Raw genomic sequence first — 15905 nt, forward strand, 5'->3', positions numbered from 1 at the left:
GTTGTTTTACCGTGGTCTACGTGTCCTATTGTTCCTATATTTACGTGTGGTTTGGTTCTTTCAAAATGTTGTTTAGCCATTTCTTCCTCCTTATTATTTCTCCCTTATAATACAATATCCTTTAAATAAAAGCAATATTTAGGCTTCTAAATTATTGATTTTAGGCAGGGCAAATTTTTTAAGAAAATATGAAAAATATATTACTCCTAAAAATTCTGCAATTATAAAAGACCACCATACATTTTCAAGGACTCCAGTTCTGGAAAGTAAATATGCAGTTGGAAGAAGACCCAAAAATTGTCTTACAAAAACTCCAAACATTGTTAAAATTCCATTTCCCAAAGCTTGGAAAAGTGATCCGATAATTATGTTATAGCCCACAAACAAAAAGCAAAAACTTATTGTTTTTAAAGCGGGAACGGCAACTTTATATAAATTATCGGAAACTTTATAAATATCTTTTAAAATAAAACCTGAATAAAATTGAAAAATTAAGATTCCTATAAGCATTATTAAAAGTCCTGTAAAAAGAGCAATCTTAAAAGTTTTTATACATCTTTCTTTTTTTCTCGCCCCATAATTATAGGCAACTATAGGAACCATTCCGTTATTTAATCCAAAAATAGGCATAAAAATAAAACTTTGCAGCTTAAAATATGCTCCCAAAGCAGAAACTGCTGTTGAAGAAAAAGTATTTAAAATCCTATTGTAAATAGAAATGGAAAGAGAAAATAAGGTTGTAAGAATAATTGATGGAAAGCCTACTTGATAAATTTTAAAAATTACTTTTTTATCTGGCCTAATCCCCTTGATTCTAACTTCTTTATTGAACTTGTGGTGAAGAAAAATTCCTATTGTCATTCCTATAGTTTGACCGATGACAGTTGCAGCTGCAGCTCCTGTAATTCCCATATTAGGCATACCATAGCGACCGAAAATTAAAATTGGATCCAAGATTATATTTATAATTGCACCTATTCCTTGAGTTACCATAGTTAAAAGACTTTTGCCCGTTGATTGTAAAATTCTCTCCATAAAAATTTGAATAAAAACTCCAAAAGAAAAAATTGTAACGGTTCTTACATAAGCCTCTCCTAAATTTATTATGTTTTTATCATTAATTTGAACTTCAAAATAAAACCTTGATAAAAATATTCCGAAAATAGCAAATAAAATAGAGTAAATTAATGACAAAAAAAGACCGTTTTCTGCACTTTTATTTACCAAACTATAATTTTTTTCTCCAAGAGATCTGGAAAGAAGTGCATTAAGTCCAACGCCTGTTCCAACTGCAACTCCTATCATTATATTTTGCAGGGGAAAAGCAAGTGAAACTGCAGTAAAAGCATCTTCACTATATTGCATTACAAAATATGAATCTACAATGTTATAAAGGGCCTGTATGAACATGGAAATCATAAGAGGAAATGAAACTTCAATTAAAAGCCTTCCTATTGGCTTATATCCCATTTTATTTTCAACCATAACTTACTCCTTTTGCTTTAAATTTTCATAAAATACTCTATACAATATGAATTTAAATGTCAATGTTTATTGTTTTAAGTGTATAATGGAGATGAAGATTACTTATAAAATTTTTAAGGAGGAAGAAAATGAGAATATTTGTAACAAGTAGAGTGCCTCAAGAAGTTTTAGAAAGATTAAATAAATATGATTTAATTTATCATGATTCGGAAAAACCTCTAAGCAAAGAAGAAATAATAAATAAAATAAAAGATGCCCAAGTCTTACTTTGTCCTTTAAGCGATAAAATTGACAAGGAAATAATAGATGCAGGTAAAAATTTAAAACTTATTGCTAATTACGGTGCAGGCTACGACAACATAGACCTCAATGCAGCAAAAGAAAAGGGAATTTATGTAACAAATGCTCCTGCTCCTTCATCAGCAGTTTCCACCGCAGAACTTACTTTTACCCTTATGCTCGCTCTGGCAAAAAATTTAATTCCCGGAGAAAGATGCTCAAGACAAGGAGGCTTTTTAGGATGGAGACCTACATTTTTCTTAGGTCATGAATTAAGAGGCAAAACTCTTGGCATAATAGGAATGGGAAATATAGGAAAAAATCTTGCTAAAAGAGCTTTGGCTTTTGAAATGAATGTAATTTATTATTCAAGACATAGAAAGGAAGATATAGAAAGTTTAAATGTAAAATATCTTCCGGAAGAAGAAGTAATTAAAAATTCAGATTTTCTTTCCCTTCACACTGCCTTTGCTCCAGAACTTAAACATATGATAAGTAAAGATCAATTCCAAATGATGAAAAAAAGTGCCTATTTAATAAATGCAGCTCGTGGACCTCTTGTAGATGAAAAGGCCTTAATTGAAGCTTTAAACAGTGGTGAAATTGCAGGAGCAGCCCTTGATGTATATGAATTTGAACCTAAGATTTCTCAAGAATTAAAAGATGCAAAAAATCTTATTTTGTGTCCCCATCTTGGCAATGCAACTTTTGAAGCAAGACTTGAAATGGGCCACACTGCTCTTGACAATATAGATGACCTTAATGCCGGAAAAATTCCAAGAAATAATCTTATAAAATAAATATTATGAACAGAGATTTTTTAAATCAAGAAAAGATAAATGAAAATTTAATAAAAAAAGTTGAAGAATTTAAAGAGAAATACGAAAAAAATCTAGAATATGAAAATCGTATAGGAAAAAGCCACTTTAAATATTATGGAAAAGATGTGTGGGATCAAGCTCTTTCAGCTCTTATTGCAGGAAAAAACTTACTTTTAGTTGGAGAGAAATCTACAGGAAAAAATGTTCTTGCTGAAAACCTTTCAGAATTATTTCTAAGGCCCCTATGGAACGTTTCTTTTCACGTTAACACTGATGCCAACTCTTTAATAGGATCAGATACTTTTAAAAATAATCAAGTTCTCTTTAGACCGGGTCCAGTTTATTTAAGCGCAGTCAACGGCGGATTTTGTGTCTTAGATGAAATTAATATGGCAAAAAATGAAGCTCTTTCAGTTCTCCACTCAGTTTTGGACTACAGAAGAATAATTGACGTGCCTGGTTATGATAGAATAAAACTTTCTCCTGCCACAAGATTTATAGGAACAATGAACTATGGTTATCAAGGAACAAGAGATTTAAACGAAGCCCTTCTTTCAAGGTTTGCAGTAATAAAAATGCCCACGATTTCAAAAGAAAATTTATTTAAACTTTTATCTAATGAATTTACAGATCTAAAGGAAAAATACACAAGTCAATTTGTAGATTTATTTATGGAACTTAAAAATAAATGTGATGCAGGTGAAATTTCCTTTTCAGTTTTGGATTTAAGAGGCTTAATAGATGCAATAGATCTTATGAAACTGGGACTTTCTCCCTTAAAAGCTTTGAATATGTTCATTACAAACAAAAGTTTTGACCAATACGAAAAAAATCTAATCTTTGATGCTTTAAGTCTTAGAATTCCAAAAAACTTAAATTCAGAGGAGCTGTTTAAATGATTGTCTTCGGTGACACTCGTAGAGCGTACAATATTATATGGAATGCATGGGGCTCTTATAAATATGAGCCCTTTTATAAATCAATGGACTTTAAGGGCAAGGTAAATTTATATCTAAACACAATTATAGGTCTTTCTTACAAGTATTATGGGAAAAGTTTTTTGGAAGAACTTTTTAACCTCTGGAAAGATGATGAAAATGCAAATAGATATGATAATTTAGCTTGGCTTATTTTAGAAAGTTCAGTCTATGAAAAAGAAATTAAATCAAGACCAGTTTTGTGGGAAATAAGAAGAGATGAAGCGGAAAATTTCTTAGACCTTTCCAATGACCTTGCAAGGAAAAAAATCGCCCTTTGGGATCACTTTGTCTATTCCATGATCTATAAGAGAAAGGCTGAAATTTTAGAAAGAAAATTTTTTTTAACAAAAAAAGAAAACGAACTTTATAAGATTTTAAATCCTGGAGAATTTTTGGAAAAAGAAATCTTAAAAGAAAGACTTTTAAATGCCTTTGTAGTTTTTTTTAAATTTTCCTTAAATAAAAAACATAAATTAAAGATCAAACTTCCCTTTAAAATAAAAAACTTTTCAAAAGAAGCCTCAGGTTTTACTGTTGAAAGGACAAGTTCTCTTGATGTTTCCGGGAAAAAGCAAAGCTCAGGAAGAGGACTTTTAAAAAGTTCAAAAAATGATAATAGAGAATATATAGAAAGAGTTTTTGGTAAATCGATCTTTGATAAAAATACTGAACTTGATATAGAAAGGCACCTTTCCTGCGATATTAACGAAGGGCTTCACCTTTACTTTACAAAAAGAGAAGAATCAAACTTATCTAAAAACAGAAACATTCTTTCTCAAATCGACTCCATAAAATCTCAAATCTTAGACAACAAGGAATATTTTGTTCAAAATAAACTCCTTGTAGATTCAGGTATTAGAAAACTTCAAAGGAAATTTTCATCAACCCTTATTCTAAGTAAAAGAGATGAGGAAATTTTAAATAGATATGGAGTTTTAGATGGAACTCTTGCCTGGAAGGGAAAAATTTTATCCGACGAAAAAATTTTTAGAAACTTTACCTACAAACAAAGTCCAAATTTTTCCGTTGATATTTTAATGGACGGGTCTGCTTCCCGCTTGTTTGATGTAAATTTACATGCATCTCAGGTTTATATGCTTAGTGAATCCTTAAGAAAATCTGGAATCCCTCTTAGAGTAATGAGTTTTTCAACCCTATATTCTTACACAGTTATAAATATTTTAAAGGACTATGATGATAAAAATTCCAAGGGTATCTTTAATTATTTTGCTGCAGGTTACAACAGAGACGGTTTTGCCCTAAGGGGAGTAAAATTTTTGTTGGATCAGAAAAAATCAAAAAAATTATTAATTATAGTTACTGATGCAAACCCCGATGATTTAAGGTACAATTCAAAAATAAAGGCTGATTACGGTATAGTTGGCTCTGATGACACCGCAAAAGAAGTTTTTAAACTCAAAAACTCTGGAATAGAAATCTGCGCCTTAATAACTGGAAGAAAAGAAAATCTTGAAAATGCAAAAAAAATTTACGGAGACTACGTCTATATAGAAAACTTGGAAAATATTACAAGTTTGGGAGCAGATTATATCAGAAAAAAAATCTTTCAATTAATTTATAAAAGCTGAAAAATTTAATTTGCACAATAAAAAGGGACGAGCTAAATTATACTCGTCCCTAAATTAATTTTAATTAATAAATTATAAAGTATATTTAATTTAGATTTAATTCTTATATTTTATAAATTAAAATCTAATCTATATCATCTAAATCATTTACACTTATCCCAGAACTTTCAACATTTCTTAGAAAATATTTTGCTTCTTTATCTCCTTTTTTCAAAATTAAAGTGTCATCACTTTCTATTGTGTCTTCATCATTTTTAAAATTATCTTCATATGCTTTTTGAATTTTTATGCTGTCATAATCTGAAGCATTTCTTATTTTTGATATAAAATCTTTAACCTTAATGTCTGAAGTTAGTTTTTCAGTTCCTGATATAATTTCATTCTTCTTAATTTTTCCAATTTCATAAACTCCGGCAAAATTAGGTGCATTTAAGGGAGTTCCTTTGTAAAGTTCAATAGTATAGGTTTTTGTTTCACTAACAGAAAGACTAGAATTTGATTTTTTAAATGTAAGTTGCAATTTATCTCCATCTTTTAGAGTATCTGTCTCCTTTAATAAATCCCAACCTCTTTTTATTTCTACTTCTGAAAATCTATCCTTATTTTTTAATTTTGACAAAAATTCATTAACTGTCATTTTAGACGTGATTTTTGTATTCTTAGATTTAATTTTTGAAACTAAGGCTTCTTTTGCTATTTCAAAATCATTTCCAAAATCTGCTTCTATTTCCTTATTTGGATCTGAAACATCTTTTGAAAAAATTAAATCATAAGTTTGTGTTCTATTTTTAGTATCATTTTTGGCAATAATACGTAAAATAGATTTTTCTTTTAATTTATCAGTTTCTTTTAAACCTTTTATTTTAAGTGATTTAAATTCATTACGATTTGTTAAATAACTTAAAAATTGACCAAGGGTTAAGTCTGTTGTTAACTTTACCTTTCCTGAAGAAATCTTTCTATTAGTGTGGTCTACTACAAAACTATCTCCAAAATTTATTTTAGAAATTTCTCCTGGCCTAATAAGAACTGCATCCTCTACAATCAGCGTATATCTTTGAGGAAATCCTCCTGTCTTTAAGCTTACTAATAGATAATCTCCCTTTTCTAATTTTTCATCATCTTTCTTAGGCTCATAAGTTATTCCGCTATTTAGCTTAATGTTTAAAAAGGCCTCTTTATTAGAAATAAGATCCAAAAATTCTTTTGTGCTTAGATTATTATCAAGTTTTTTCTTATTTGATAGAATCTTTATTCCTAAAAATCCTCCCATATCTTCAAGTTTAAAAGCGTCATCTTTAAATTCTAAGGTCAATTTTTTAGCTTCAAGGTTAATTGTATATTCTATCTTAGAACCATTTTCTGCTTTTACAAGAAGTACATCGCCTACTGCCAAAAATTCAGTATCTCCTTTTATCCTTTGATTTTTATCAATTACATTAAGTGTTTGTCTATCATCACCTTTTATAATATTTGATAAAAAGTCTTTTACGCTTGTTTTGTCAGTAATTTTTTTAATACTTGAAGAAATTGTTTTTCTGCTTGGTATAATTGTATAAAAAGCAATTTCTCTTTCATCTTTTTTTGATGTTATTGTCAATATATCTGACTTATTCTTATTTTCTTTTACAGTTATAATATAAGTTGCCTTTGTTCCATCTTCTGCTGTAACTTCTAAAATATCTAATTTTTCAAGAGTATCTGTAACTTTCTTAACAATTTTTGTTGAATTATCATATTTTATAATATTTAATTCTTGATTTTCATGTCCTTTTTTAATATTCTTCAAAAATTCTTCTACGGTTACTTTATTTGTGATTTCAAATGCTCCAGATTTTATTAATTTTTGATTTCCCTTGTCAAAAATTATTAAATTATCTTTATTTTCCGAATTTTTTACTGAAGAGATTTTTGTATCGCTACTCATAGCTTGTGCATTCTTACCAACTTCAAATAGGGTGTAGCTGTCATTTCTTGGAAATACTTGAATATGGGATGTATATACTACATTGTCTTCAAGATATTTGTAAGCTTCTTCAAGAGAAATCTTACCATTCTTATCAATATCTCCAATTATATTTCCATTTATTCCTGCAACTTGAGCTAAAACTTTTGTAAATTTACCTACCCCTTCTTTTTTATCTTCAAATGAAAATTCATCTTCTGAGCTTGCTGTAAGAACTTTATATTCATTTGTTGTAAGATATCCTACTGAACGGTCACTAGTTGTATTAAAAGCTCTTTTTACACTTTCATTAAATGCATATGAAGTTCTTGAGCTACTTGCTGTTGGGGTTGGTTGTGTTTCTGCATCTACTTTTTTACCAATAAAGCCTCCTGCATTACATGAGTCTAAGATCAATACTTTTGTTCCAGGTATTGAATCTAAGGCTTGTCTTAATTCATTTACACTAACCCAAGCTTGTGTTTGTGATTCCTTATCCTTTATAGGATCTACAGTACAAATATAGCTTAATCCATTAACGTTGTTCCCATGTCCAGAATAATATAAATAACTTACATCGTTTGATCTTGCCCCTTTAAAAGCTTCTTTAATTTTTTCTAAAAATTCAGCTTTTTTAACGTTCTCAGCAACAAGGATTTTATCAAATTTATTTGAATTTATTTCTTGATTTTCAAAAACTTTTTTCATTAATTTTTTATCATTTACTGGTCCTAATAAATTCAATTTTTTATTTCCATAATCGCTATTTGCTACAATTAAAGCACGATAAGTCTTTTTTAGATATTTTATTTTAATTACTCTTTCTTCTGTTCTATTATCTTTTTGAGCAATCAATTTATATCCGTCATCTATTTTTTCTGTTTCAACGCCAGACTGATCTAATATGCTAATCTTTGCTCCTTCTTCAATAGTAAGAGCATTTTTCAAATTTTCAAAATCTGTATTTTCTACTATTTCTACAAATGTAGTTCCAAGTTTTGTTACTATTGCACTATCTTTTATAGAAATTAAAGACCCTTGCTCATCGTTATTTAAAATAATTTTATACGCTTTAAATGCCTTTCCATCTTCTGCTGTAACTAATAAATAATCACCCTTTTTAATATTTTCATAAGATTTTTTGTAATTATAAATATTAGCTTGATCTATTGAATTATTTTTAATATATTTTTCTTCATATACACGAAGAGTTTGTCTTTCATTTACTTTTAAAATATTTTTAATAAATTCTGATACACTTGTTTTATTGTCAATGGTTTTAGAAGCTGAATTTATTGTGTCATTTTTTATGTTGTAAACATTTGAATTTACTTTTGTTTCATTGCTTAGTGCTTTTAAAGCTTTTTTAATGTGAATTATAAATTTTTCACTTCTAAAGTTAATTCCATTCTTTTCATCAAAGTATTTAATAATAATTTGTTTTGTTCCAAATTCTGTATCTTTATCATTTATTTGAAGTTTATCAAGATATTCTTTTTTTACAGTTACTGTCTTATTTTCATTGTCAATTGTTAGATATTTTCTATTAAACCTAATAGTTCCATCTTCTGTTTTTTCAAGGCTATCATCTTTCCAATCTACAGGAAATGGTTCAACATCCACACATTTTTCTAAATCAATTTCATCTGCCTTTAAGTTTTCACCCTTAGAATTTTTAAGAGAAACTATTTTAAAAATCATCCCTGCTGCTGGAGCATTTTTTTGTGTAAATGTAAGAGTACTTAGTGCTTCTGCTTGTCCTGATGAATTGTTTATAACACTTATTTTTAAACTTGTTTTTGCATCTAAAATTTTATTGTCTAAATCCTTAAGCGAAAGAACCATATCCTGTTCTTTTCCATAAATTGACGATAATATAGTATCTAAAAATGACTTTTTAACTGTTATTGTATCTCCATTTATTGCTAAATCATTTGCTTTTGCTTCATGATATGATACTTTTACTTTTAAATTATTAAGATTAACTTTTGAAATTTCCAGTGCTTTTCCACTTGCATCTTTAATTTCTGTTATTTTTATTTTAACTCCCTCATCTGGAGCAAATTTTTCAAAAAATGTAAATACATTTTTATTTTCAAATTGAGCCTTTATTGAGGATGCATTTGTTAAAGATAGATCAAAAGATTTTTCTATTTTTGAAACATCATTTGCCCCATCTGTATACTCCAATTTGATGCTTGAAGCTTTTGTCAATGTGTTTAATAATGATTTTTTTATAATAACTTTATCATTGTTATCGTCAATTTCGATTTCTTTTGTTTCCTGTCCATTAACAAACACTTTGACATTATTTGTAAGAATAGATTTTTCTTTTGTAACTTCTTGACCAAAGCTATTTTTAATATTTAAAATTTCTATTGGAAGATCCTCAGAATTTTTAAATACAAGGTTTGTAAATTGTGGTTTTATTGAAAATTCAGATGAATCACTATTCTTAATATTTATAATGTGAACTTTATCTTTTTCTACATTTGCATTATTTTGCAAAATTGCATTTGGCAAATCAATGGTTAAATTATCTGTGATTTTAAGGTTTGAATTTAATACAAGTTTTCCACCAGCATTACCAACGATTTTAATAGACTTAACAGTTTTTTCCTTTATCTTATTATCTGGAATAATTAAATCTTTATCATCATCTTTTACGATTATTAATTCTTCATTTTGTAAGCGTGAATTTTCCTTATTAATTTCTTCTATTGGATTTTTAAATCTGTAAGGCTGACCCAAGTATATAGGAGTGCAATTTAAAACACCCTCATTCTTATCATTTTGCTCTTTAGATTCAATTGTATTCGCTTTATATAATTCGTCTAAAAATTTTTTCTGTTCGCTATAATATTTGCCATTTATTTTTACACCATATACATTTTCTATATAGTTTATGCCAAGACCTACTTCAAATTTATTGGTTATTTCTTCTTCTTTTCCAAAGAAGTCTTTTTTAGCTTTTATTTTTTTTGAACCATATTTTGAAACAATATTTCCTTTAACATTAATATCTTTTCCTCTTCCAAACATAGAAATATCAATTCCATTTTGACCAATACCTTCTAAAATATTGTTTTCTATACTTAGACTTGCTTCTTTGTCAGCAGTAGCACCTATTCCATGATATCCATAATTAGAAATTTTATTATTCTTTATTTCTGTTACTGTGCCATTTTTTGTTCTTGTTATAATTGAAATAGCTGCATTTTGATAATTTTTTCCATTAATATCTGCTCCCAAGCCATTAACAGTATTATTATTAATTTTTAAATATCCTTTTTCCAAGCTGGTAACTATTCTTATTGCATTCTTAGCTGCTATAGTGTTTGTACCAAAATAAAAACTATTATTTGTGATTTCAAGATCGGATATATTGTCTTTAACAGTTCCTGATTGAGATATAGCTGAAGCATATATCATATTTTTTGCAGGAAGTTTTTCTAAATAAAAATTTAAACCATCTATTTTTCTTGTAGCACCTTGTAAATCTAAAGCACCTTCTATTTTATTTCCTTTAAGTCCTAAAACATATTTACTTGTCTTAAATGGCATATCAAGCTTAACATTTCCAACAAAAAGACTAATATCCCCACTAGTTGATCTGTCGTTACAAGATACAAATTCTCCATTTTTATCTGTGTAAATTCCATCTATTGTTTCTGGAATTTGTGATATTTTTTCACATTTCACCTTAAGATTTTCAGCATATAAAAGCACTTTTTTATTATCTTTAAAGACTTTTCCTGTGCAATAATTGTCTGAGGATAGGTATTTTTCTTTTAAAATTTCTTTTGCTTTTTCTTCACTGTCTACCTTACTTAAATCCAATAGATAAAAATTTTCATTGATTTCTCCTATTGCTAAAGGATTTGATTCTGTATTTGGTGTACTTGGTGTACTCGGTGTACTCGGTGTATTTGGTCTATCGTTTTTAGAGCCATATCCAAAAGTCTTATCTGAATTTGATTGTATTTTAAACTGCGCTTTTGTTTTTTCTTTACTCTTTTCTTCTTTTTGTTCTTTCTTATCTTCTTGTTTTTTTTCTTTAATTTTACTAATTACATTATCGGCACTGTTGATTATGCTACAAACTTCCGCTCTTGTAATGGAATTGTTTACTTTAAAAGTTCCATCAGGGTAGCCTTTCATATATCCTTTTGATATTACAAATTTTATTGCATCTTTTGCCCATGATGGCACGTCTTCTTTTAAGTCTACTTTATTTTCCTCTTCTTTATTGTTTAACTCTTCACTATTTTCATTGGTAAAGATTTTATAAAGTAACATTGCCGTTTCAGCCCTGGTAATATTTGCATTTGGTCTAAAAGATCCATCTGGGTATCCAGATATGTAATTTTCCCCCACTGCAATTGAAATTCCTTCATAATACCATGAACCTACTTCAACATCATTAAATTTTACATTTGCTTTTTTATGAAAACCAAACGACTCATTTAGTATGCTAACAAATTCTGATCTTTTTATTTTATTATCTGGCAGAAATCTATTATCTCCATAGCCTTTTAATATTCCTTTTTTTACTAAGTTAGAAATTCCCTTTTCTGCCCAATGTTTTTTAGAAACATCAGTAAATTCACTTGAATTTTTTGTATTATCTGCAAAAGTTGATACTGGAAATGCAGATAATAAAACAATTACTGATAATAAAATTGATAAAATTTTAGAAAAATTCTTATTTTTTTTCATAAATCCTCCTTAACGTTTTTTCTCTTTACTAAAGTTTCATTAGAAGTTTATTAAAAATAATCTTTAAAATTTAATTATAATTATTAGTATCTAAAAACTTATTTTTTATCTCTTCTTATTTACTGTAGTAAAAGATAAATAAATCTAAAATTTATCTCAAAATATTCATTAAATTTTTTAATAAATTTTGAGATAAATTATCGATTTATTTTACTATTTACCCCTCTTTATTTCAATTGCTTTTATTAAATTAATAAAAAAATCAAATATATTTACCACACAGATTATAAATAAGGTATTATGCAGCAAAAACATATAAAAATAGCTAAATCTTATTTAATTATATGAAATAAAGAATTTTAGGAAACTAGACCTATAAATTTTCACTCCTGCATAAAAGAATAGAAATTTAAAATAGGAAAATATTAATTTTTCTATAAAATAACAAAGACTCTATAATCTTCATTTGAGGTTTTATTCTCAAAATATTATAGAGTCTTTGTGTTAATGTGAAATTTTAAAATAATTTTATTTAATTATTTACTGTAATCGTAAAATCCTTTGCCTGTTTTTCTTCCAAGTAGACCTGCTCTTACCATTTTCTTTAAAAGTGTATGTGGTCTATATTTAGAGTCACCAAATTCAGTGTATAATACTTCCATTATTGCAAGTACTACATCAAGTCCGATTAAATCTCCAAGAGCAAGAGGTCCCATAGGATGGTTTGCACCAAGTTTCATTGCAGTGTCAATATCTTCTGCTGATGCGATTGATTCTGCATAAATTCCTATTGCTTCATTAATCATAGGAATTAAAATTCTGTTTACTACAAAGCCAGGAGCTTCTGCTACTTCAACAGGTGTTTTTCCTATTTCTTTTGAAAGTTCTATTATTGTATCTTTAACTTTAGGATCTGTTAATTGACCTGAAATAACTTCTATAAGTTTCATTGCTGGTACTGGATTGAAAAAGTGCATTCCAATTACCTTATCTGGTCTTTTTGTTGCAGCTCCAATGTCTGTTATTGAAAGTGAAGATGTATTTGATGCAAGAATTGTTTTCTTGTCGCAAGTTTCGCAAAGTTCTTTAAAGATTGCTTTTTTTATTGTTGGATTTTCAGTTGCAGCTTCAATTACAAGATCACAATCTTTTATATCGTTTATGTCTGATGAAGTTTTAATTCTGCTAAGAGCTTTATCTTTTTCTTCTTCAGTCATTTTTTCTTTAGCTACATTTTTTTCGTAACCTTTTTTAATTTTTGCCAATGCACTTTCAAGTGCTTTAGGATCTATATCCCTAACTATTACATCGTGGTGGCTTGCAAGTACTTGAGCGATTCCTGCTCCCATAGTACCTGAACCTATTACAGCTATTTTCAATTTAAACCTCCTAAGTTTATTATCTATTTTTAAATTCCGGATTTCTTTTTTCAAGAAAGGCTTTCATTCCTTCTTTTTGGTCTTCTGTTGCAAAACAAAGTCCGAAAGAAGTTCTTTCAATTTCCATGCCAGTTTCTATATCAGCTTGAATTCCGTTGTTTATTGCGCTCTTTGCATATTTAACTGCAAGTTTTGCCTTTGAAGCAATTGTCTTTGCAAGTTTAATTGCTTGATCTAAAAGTTCTTCCGGCTCATAAATATGATTTACAAGACCTATTCTAAGAGCTTCTTCTGCGTTTATAATGTTTGCAGTATAAATTAATTCCTTTGCCATTCCTGGTCCAACTGCTCTTATAAGTCTTTGAGTTCCACCAAAACCTGGTGTTATTCCAAGGCCTACTTCAGGTTGACCGAATTTTGCTTTTGTTGATGCAAGTCTTATATCGCAAGAAAGAGAAAGTTCACATCCTCCACCAAGAGCAAATCCATTTACAGCTGCTATTACAGGTTTAGAATTTCTTTCAACTTGCATAAATACATCCATTCCCAGCTTTCCAAAAGCATAGCCTTCCGCTGCTGAAAGTGGACTCATTTCAGAAATATCAGCTCCTGCAACAAAAGCCTTACCTGCTCCTGTTAAAACAATAACCTTTGTTTCTTGGCACTTATCCAATTTTAAAAAGCAATCTGAAAGTTCTTTTAAAACTTCAGAATTAAGAGCGTTCAAGCTTTTCTCTTTGTTGATGGTAACAAGTTTTACTCCATCACCCTTATCTTCAACTAAAAGATATTTGTAATCCATATTTACTCCTTATCTTTCAACTATAAGAGCAGTACCCATACCGCCGCCTATACAAAGAGTAGCAAGTCCTCTTTTTGCATCTCTTTTTTTCATTTCATAAAGAAGAGTAGTTAAAATTCTTGCTCCACTGGCTCCGATTGGGTGTCCAATTGCAATAGCTCCACCATTTACATTTGTCTTATCTGTATCAAGACCAAGTTCATTTATAACAGCTCCTGCTTGAGCAGCAAAAGCTTCATTTGCTTCAACTAAATCTATATCTTCAATTTTTAAGCCTGCTCTTTCAAGAGCTTTTCTTGAAGAAGGTATAGGTCCTGTTCCCATTATCTTAGGATCAACACCTTCAGTTGCATAAGAAACTATAGTTGCAAGAGGTTCTATTCCAAGTTCTTTAGCTTTTTCTTCGCTCATAACAACAAGCATAGCAGCTCCATCATTAATACCTGATGCGTTTGCAGCTGTTACTGTACCGCCATCTCTTTTGAAAGCTGGTTTAAGTCCAGAAATTGATTCCATAGTTACGCCTTCTTTAATGTATTCATCTTCTTCAACTACAGTAACTTTTCCCTTACGACCCTTTACTTCTACAGGAACTATTTCATCTTTAAATCTTCCTGTTTTTCTTGCTTCTTCAGCTCTATTTTGACTCATTACTGCAATTTCATCTTGTCTTTCACGAGTGATGTTAAATTGTTCAGCAACATTTTCAGCTGTCATTCCCATGTGATAATCATTAAAAGCTTCCCAAAGTCCGTCTTTAATCATTTCATCAACAACTTTTCCATCTCCCATTCTTGCTCCCCATCTTTCCTTTGGAAGAAGGAAAGGTGCACAAGACATTGATTCAGTTCCACCGCAAAGTATAATATCAGCATCACCATTGGAAATAATTTGAGCTGCTAAAGAAACTGATCTTAAACCTGAACCACAAACAATATTAATTGTCATTGCAGGGCTAGTATAAGGGATTCCTGCACCAAGAACCACTTGTCTTGCAACGTTTTGTCCTTGGCCTGCTTGAAGTACGTTTCCTATATATGATTCATCAATCATATCAGGTGTAACATTTGCTCTTTTCATTGCTTCTTTTGCTGCTATAATTCCGAGTTCAACAGCTGAAACTGTTTTTAAAGATCCTCCGAATGATCCTACAGGTGTTCTTGCAGCACTTGCTATAACTACTTTTCTCATTAAAACCTCCTAATTATTCTCTTGGTGGCATTACAGTAGCCACTCCGTCAAGTACAACTTCTCCTTTTTGATTTGTACAAGTTGTTTGTAATTTTACAATTTTTTCTTTGATTATTTCAATAACTTCACAAGTTGCGGTAATGGTATCACCGAAATAAACGGGAGCAGTAAACTTCATTTCTTGAGCCATATAAATTGTGCCAGGCCCTGGAAGTTGAGTCCCTATAACTGCCGATACCAAACCTACCGTCAACATACCATGGGCAATTCTGCTCTTAAAAGGTGTCTTCTCAGCACTTATTTGATTAATATGAGCAGGATTTAAATCCCCAGTTATTCCCGCATAAAGATATACGTCAGATTCGGAAATTGTCTTTGCAAATTGACCCTTATCACCAATTTTTATTTGGCTAATCGTCTTTCCCACTTTTTATTCCTCCTTAATAAAATACATCACATTTCCAATAAATTTTTACCCTATTAACATATTGATAAACAAAATTTTAAATTTAATTCTTCTTAATTTTAAAATTGAATTTTTTAGAAAAGCATAAGGTTTATTAAAGAAAAACTAATTAAAATAATCTTTGTTTATATTATAACAATCATTTTAATAATATTCAACAAGTTTTTGTTAAATATTTATCATTGTTTTGTTCTTTTAATAAAATTTAGATTATTCATTAAAAAAATTGAATTTGTCCTCCCACCTAGA

The 15905-nt window shown here is 29.3% G+C and carries 9 protein-coding genes; 3 read left to right on the forward strand and 6 right to left on the reverse strand.

All coding sequences use genetic code 11. From position 1 onward, the window contains the following. Positions 1-138: 138 nt before the first annotated feature. A complete protein-coding gene (locus J2S72_RS05040) occupies positions 139-1485 on the reverse strand; it encodes an MATE family efflux transporter (protein ID WP_023055654.1) in 1347 nt (448 codons plus the stop codon). Positions 1486-1613: 128 nt separating this feature from the next. Here J2S72_RS05040 and J2S72_RS05045 point away from each other — a divergent pair, with 128 nt between their 5' ends. Genes J2S72_RS05045 through J2S72_RS05055 form a run of 3 tightly spaced genes read left to right on the forward strand, consistent with a single transcriptional unit; the run spans position 1614 to position 5154 of the window. Beyond that, complete coding sequence (locus tag J2S72_RS05045; protein ID WP_023055659.1) at positions 1614-2564, forward strand: 2-hydroxyacid dehydrogenase family protein; 951 nt, start codon at positions 1614-1616, stop codon at positions 2562-2564. A 5-nt stretch (positions 2565-2569) separates the two neighbouring features. Further along, on the forward strand, positions 2570-3484 hold the full coding sequence (locus J2S72_RS05050; RefSeq protein ID WP_023055644.1) for an AAA family ATPase: 915 nt from the start codon (positions 2570-2572) through the stop codon (positions 3482-3484). Beyond that, positions 3481-5154, forward strand: coding sequence for a vWA domain-containing protein (locus J2S72_RS05055; protein WP_307495096.1), 1674 nt, complete (start codon positions 3481-3483; stop codon positions 5152-5154). Before J2S72_RS05050 ends, J2S72_RS05055 begins: the two co-directional genes overlap by 4 nt. Positions 5155-5278: 124 nt before the next feature. Here the strand turns inward: J2S72_RS05055 and J2S72_RS05060 are convergent, their stop codons facing one another. From J2S72_RS05060 to J2S72_RS05080, 5 genes are all read right to left on the reverse strand, one after another. Further along, positions 5279-11818 carry an S-layer homology domain-containing protein gene (locus J2S72_RS05060; protein ID WP_307495097.1) on the reverse strand — a complete coding sequence of 2180 codons (6540 nt, stop codon included), beginning with the start codon at positions 11816-11818 and terminating at the stop codon, positions 5279-5281. A gap of 536 nt (positions 11819-12354) precedes the next feature. Then, positions 12355-13197 (reverse strand): 3-hydroxybutyryl-CoA dehydrogenase, encoded by an 843-nt coding sequence (locus J2S72_RS05065; protein WP_023055648.1) that lies wholly within the window; start codon positions 13195-13197, stop codon positions 12355-12357. A gap of 19 nt (positions 13198-13216) precedes the next feature. Continuing rightward, positions 13217-13999, reverse strand: a complete 783-nt coding sequence (locus J2S72_RS05070) for an enoyl-CoA hydratase-related protein (RefSeq protein WP_023055664.1) — start codon at positions 13997-13999, stop codon at positions 13217-13219. A gap of 9 nt (positions 14000-14008) precedes the next feature. After that, complete coding sequence (locus tag J2S72_RS05075) at positions 14009-15190, reverse strand: acetyl-CoA C-acetyltransferase (RefSeq protein WP_023055651.1); 1182 nt, start codon at positions 15188-15190, stop codon at positions 14009-14011. Positions 15191-15203: 13 nt separating this feature from the next. Next, entirely contained in the window at positions 15204-15617 is a 414-nt protein-coding gene (locus J2S72_RS05080) for a MaoC family dehydratase (RefSeq protein WP_023055662.1), read from the reverse strand. Positions 15618-15905 lie beyond the last annotated feature (288 nt).

Origin of the sequence: Peptoniphilus koenoeneniae, assembly GCF_030812875.1 — a bacterium.
Lineage (GTDB): Bacteria > Bacillota > Clostridia > Tissierellales > Peptoniphilaceae > Peptoniphilus_B > Peptoniphilus_B koenoeneniae.

What these genes read in the sequence shown, in the direction of transcription:
- J2S72_RS05040 (WP_023055654.1), bottom strand. Translation starts at nt 1,485, where the DNA reads ATGGTTGAAAATAAAATGGGATATAAGCCAATAGGAAGGCTTTTAATT.
- J2S72_RS05045 (WP_023055659.1), top strand. Translation starts at nt 1,614, where the DNA reads ATGAGAATATTTGTAACAAGTAGAGTGCCTCAAGAAGTTTTAGAAAGA.
- J2S72_RS05050 (WP_023055644.1), top strand. Translation starts at nt 2,570, where the DNA reads ATGAACAGAGATTTTTTAAATCAAGAAAAGATAAATGAAAATTTAATA.
- J2S72_RS05055 (WP_307495096.1), top strand. Translation starts at nt 3,481, where the DNA reads ATGATTGTCTTCGGTGACACTCGTAGAGCGTACAATATTATATGGAAT.
- J2S72_RS05060 (WP_307495097.1), bottom strand. Translation starts at nt 11,818, where the DNA reads ATGAAAAAAAATAAGAATTTTTCTAAAATTTTATCAATTTTATTATCA.
- J2S72_RS05070 (WP_023055664.1), bottom strand. Translation starts at nt 13,999, where the DNA reads ATGGATTACAAATATCTTTTAGTTGAAGATAAGGGTGATGGAGTAAAA.
- J2S72_RS05075 (WP_023055651.1), bottom strand. Translation starts at nt 15,190, where the DNA reads ATGAGAAAAGTAGTTATAGCAAGTGCTGCAAGAACACCTGTAGGATCA.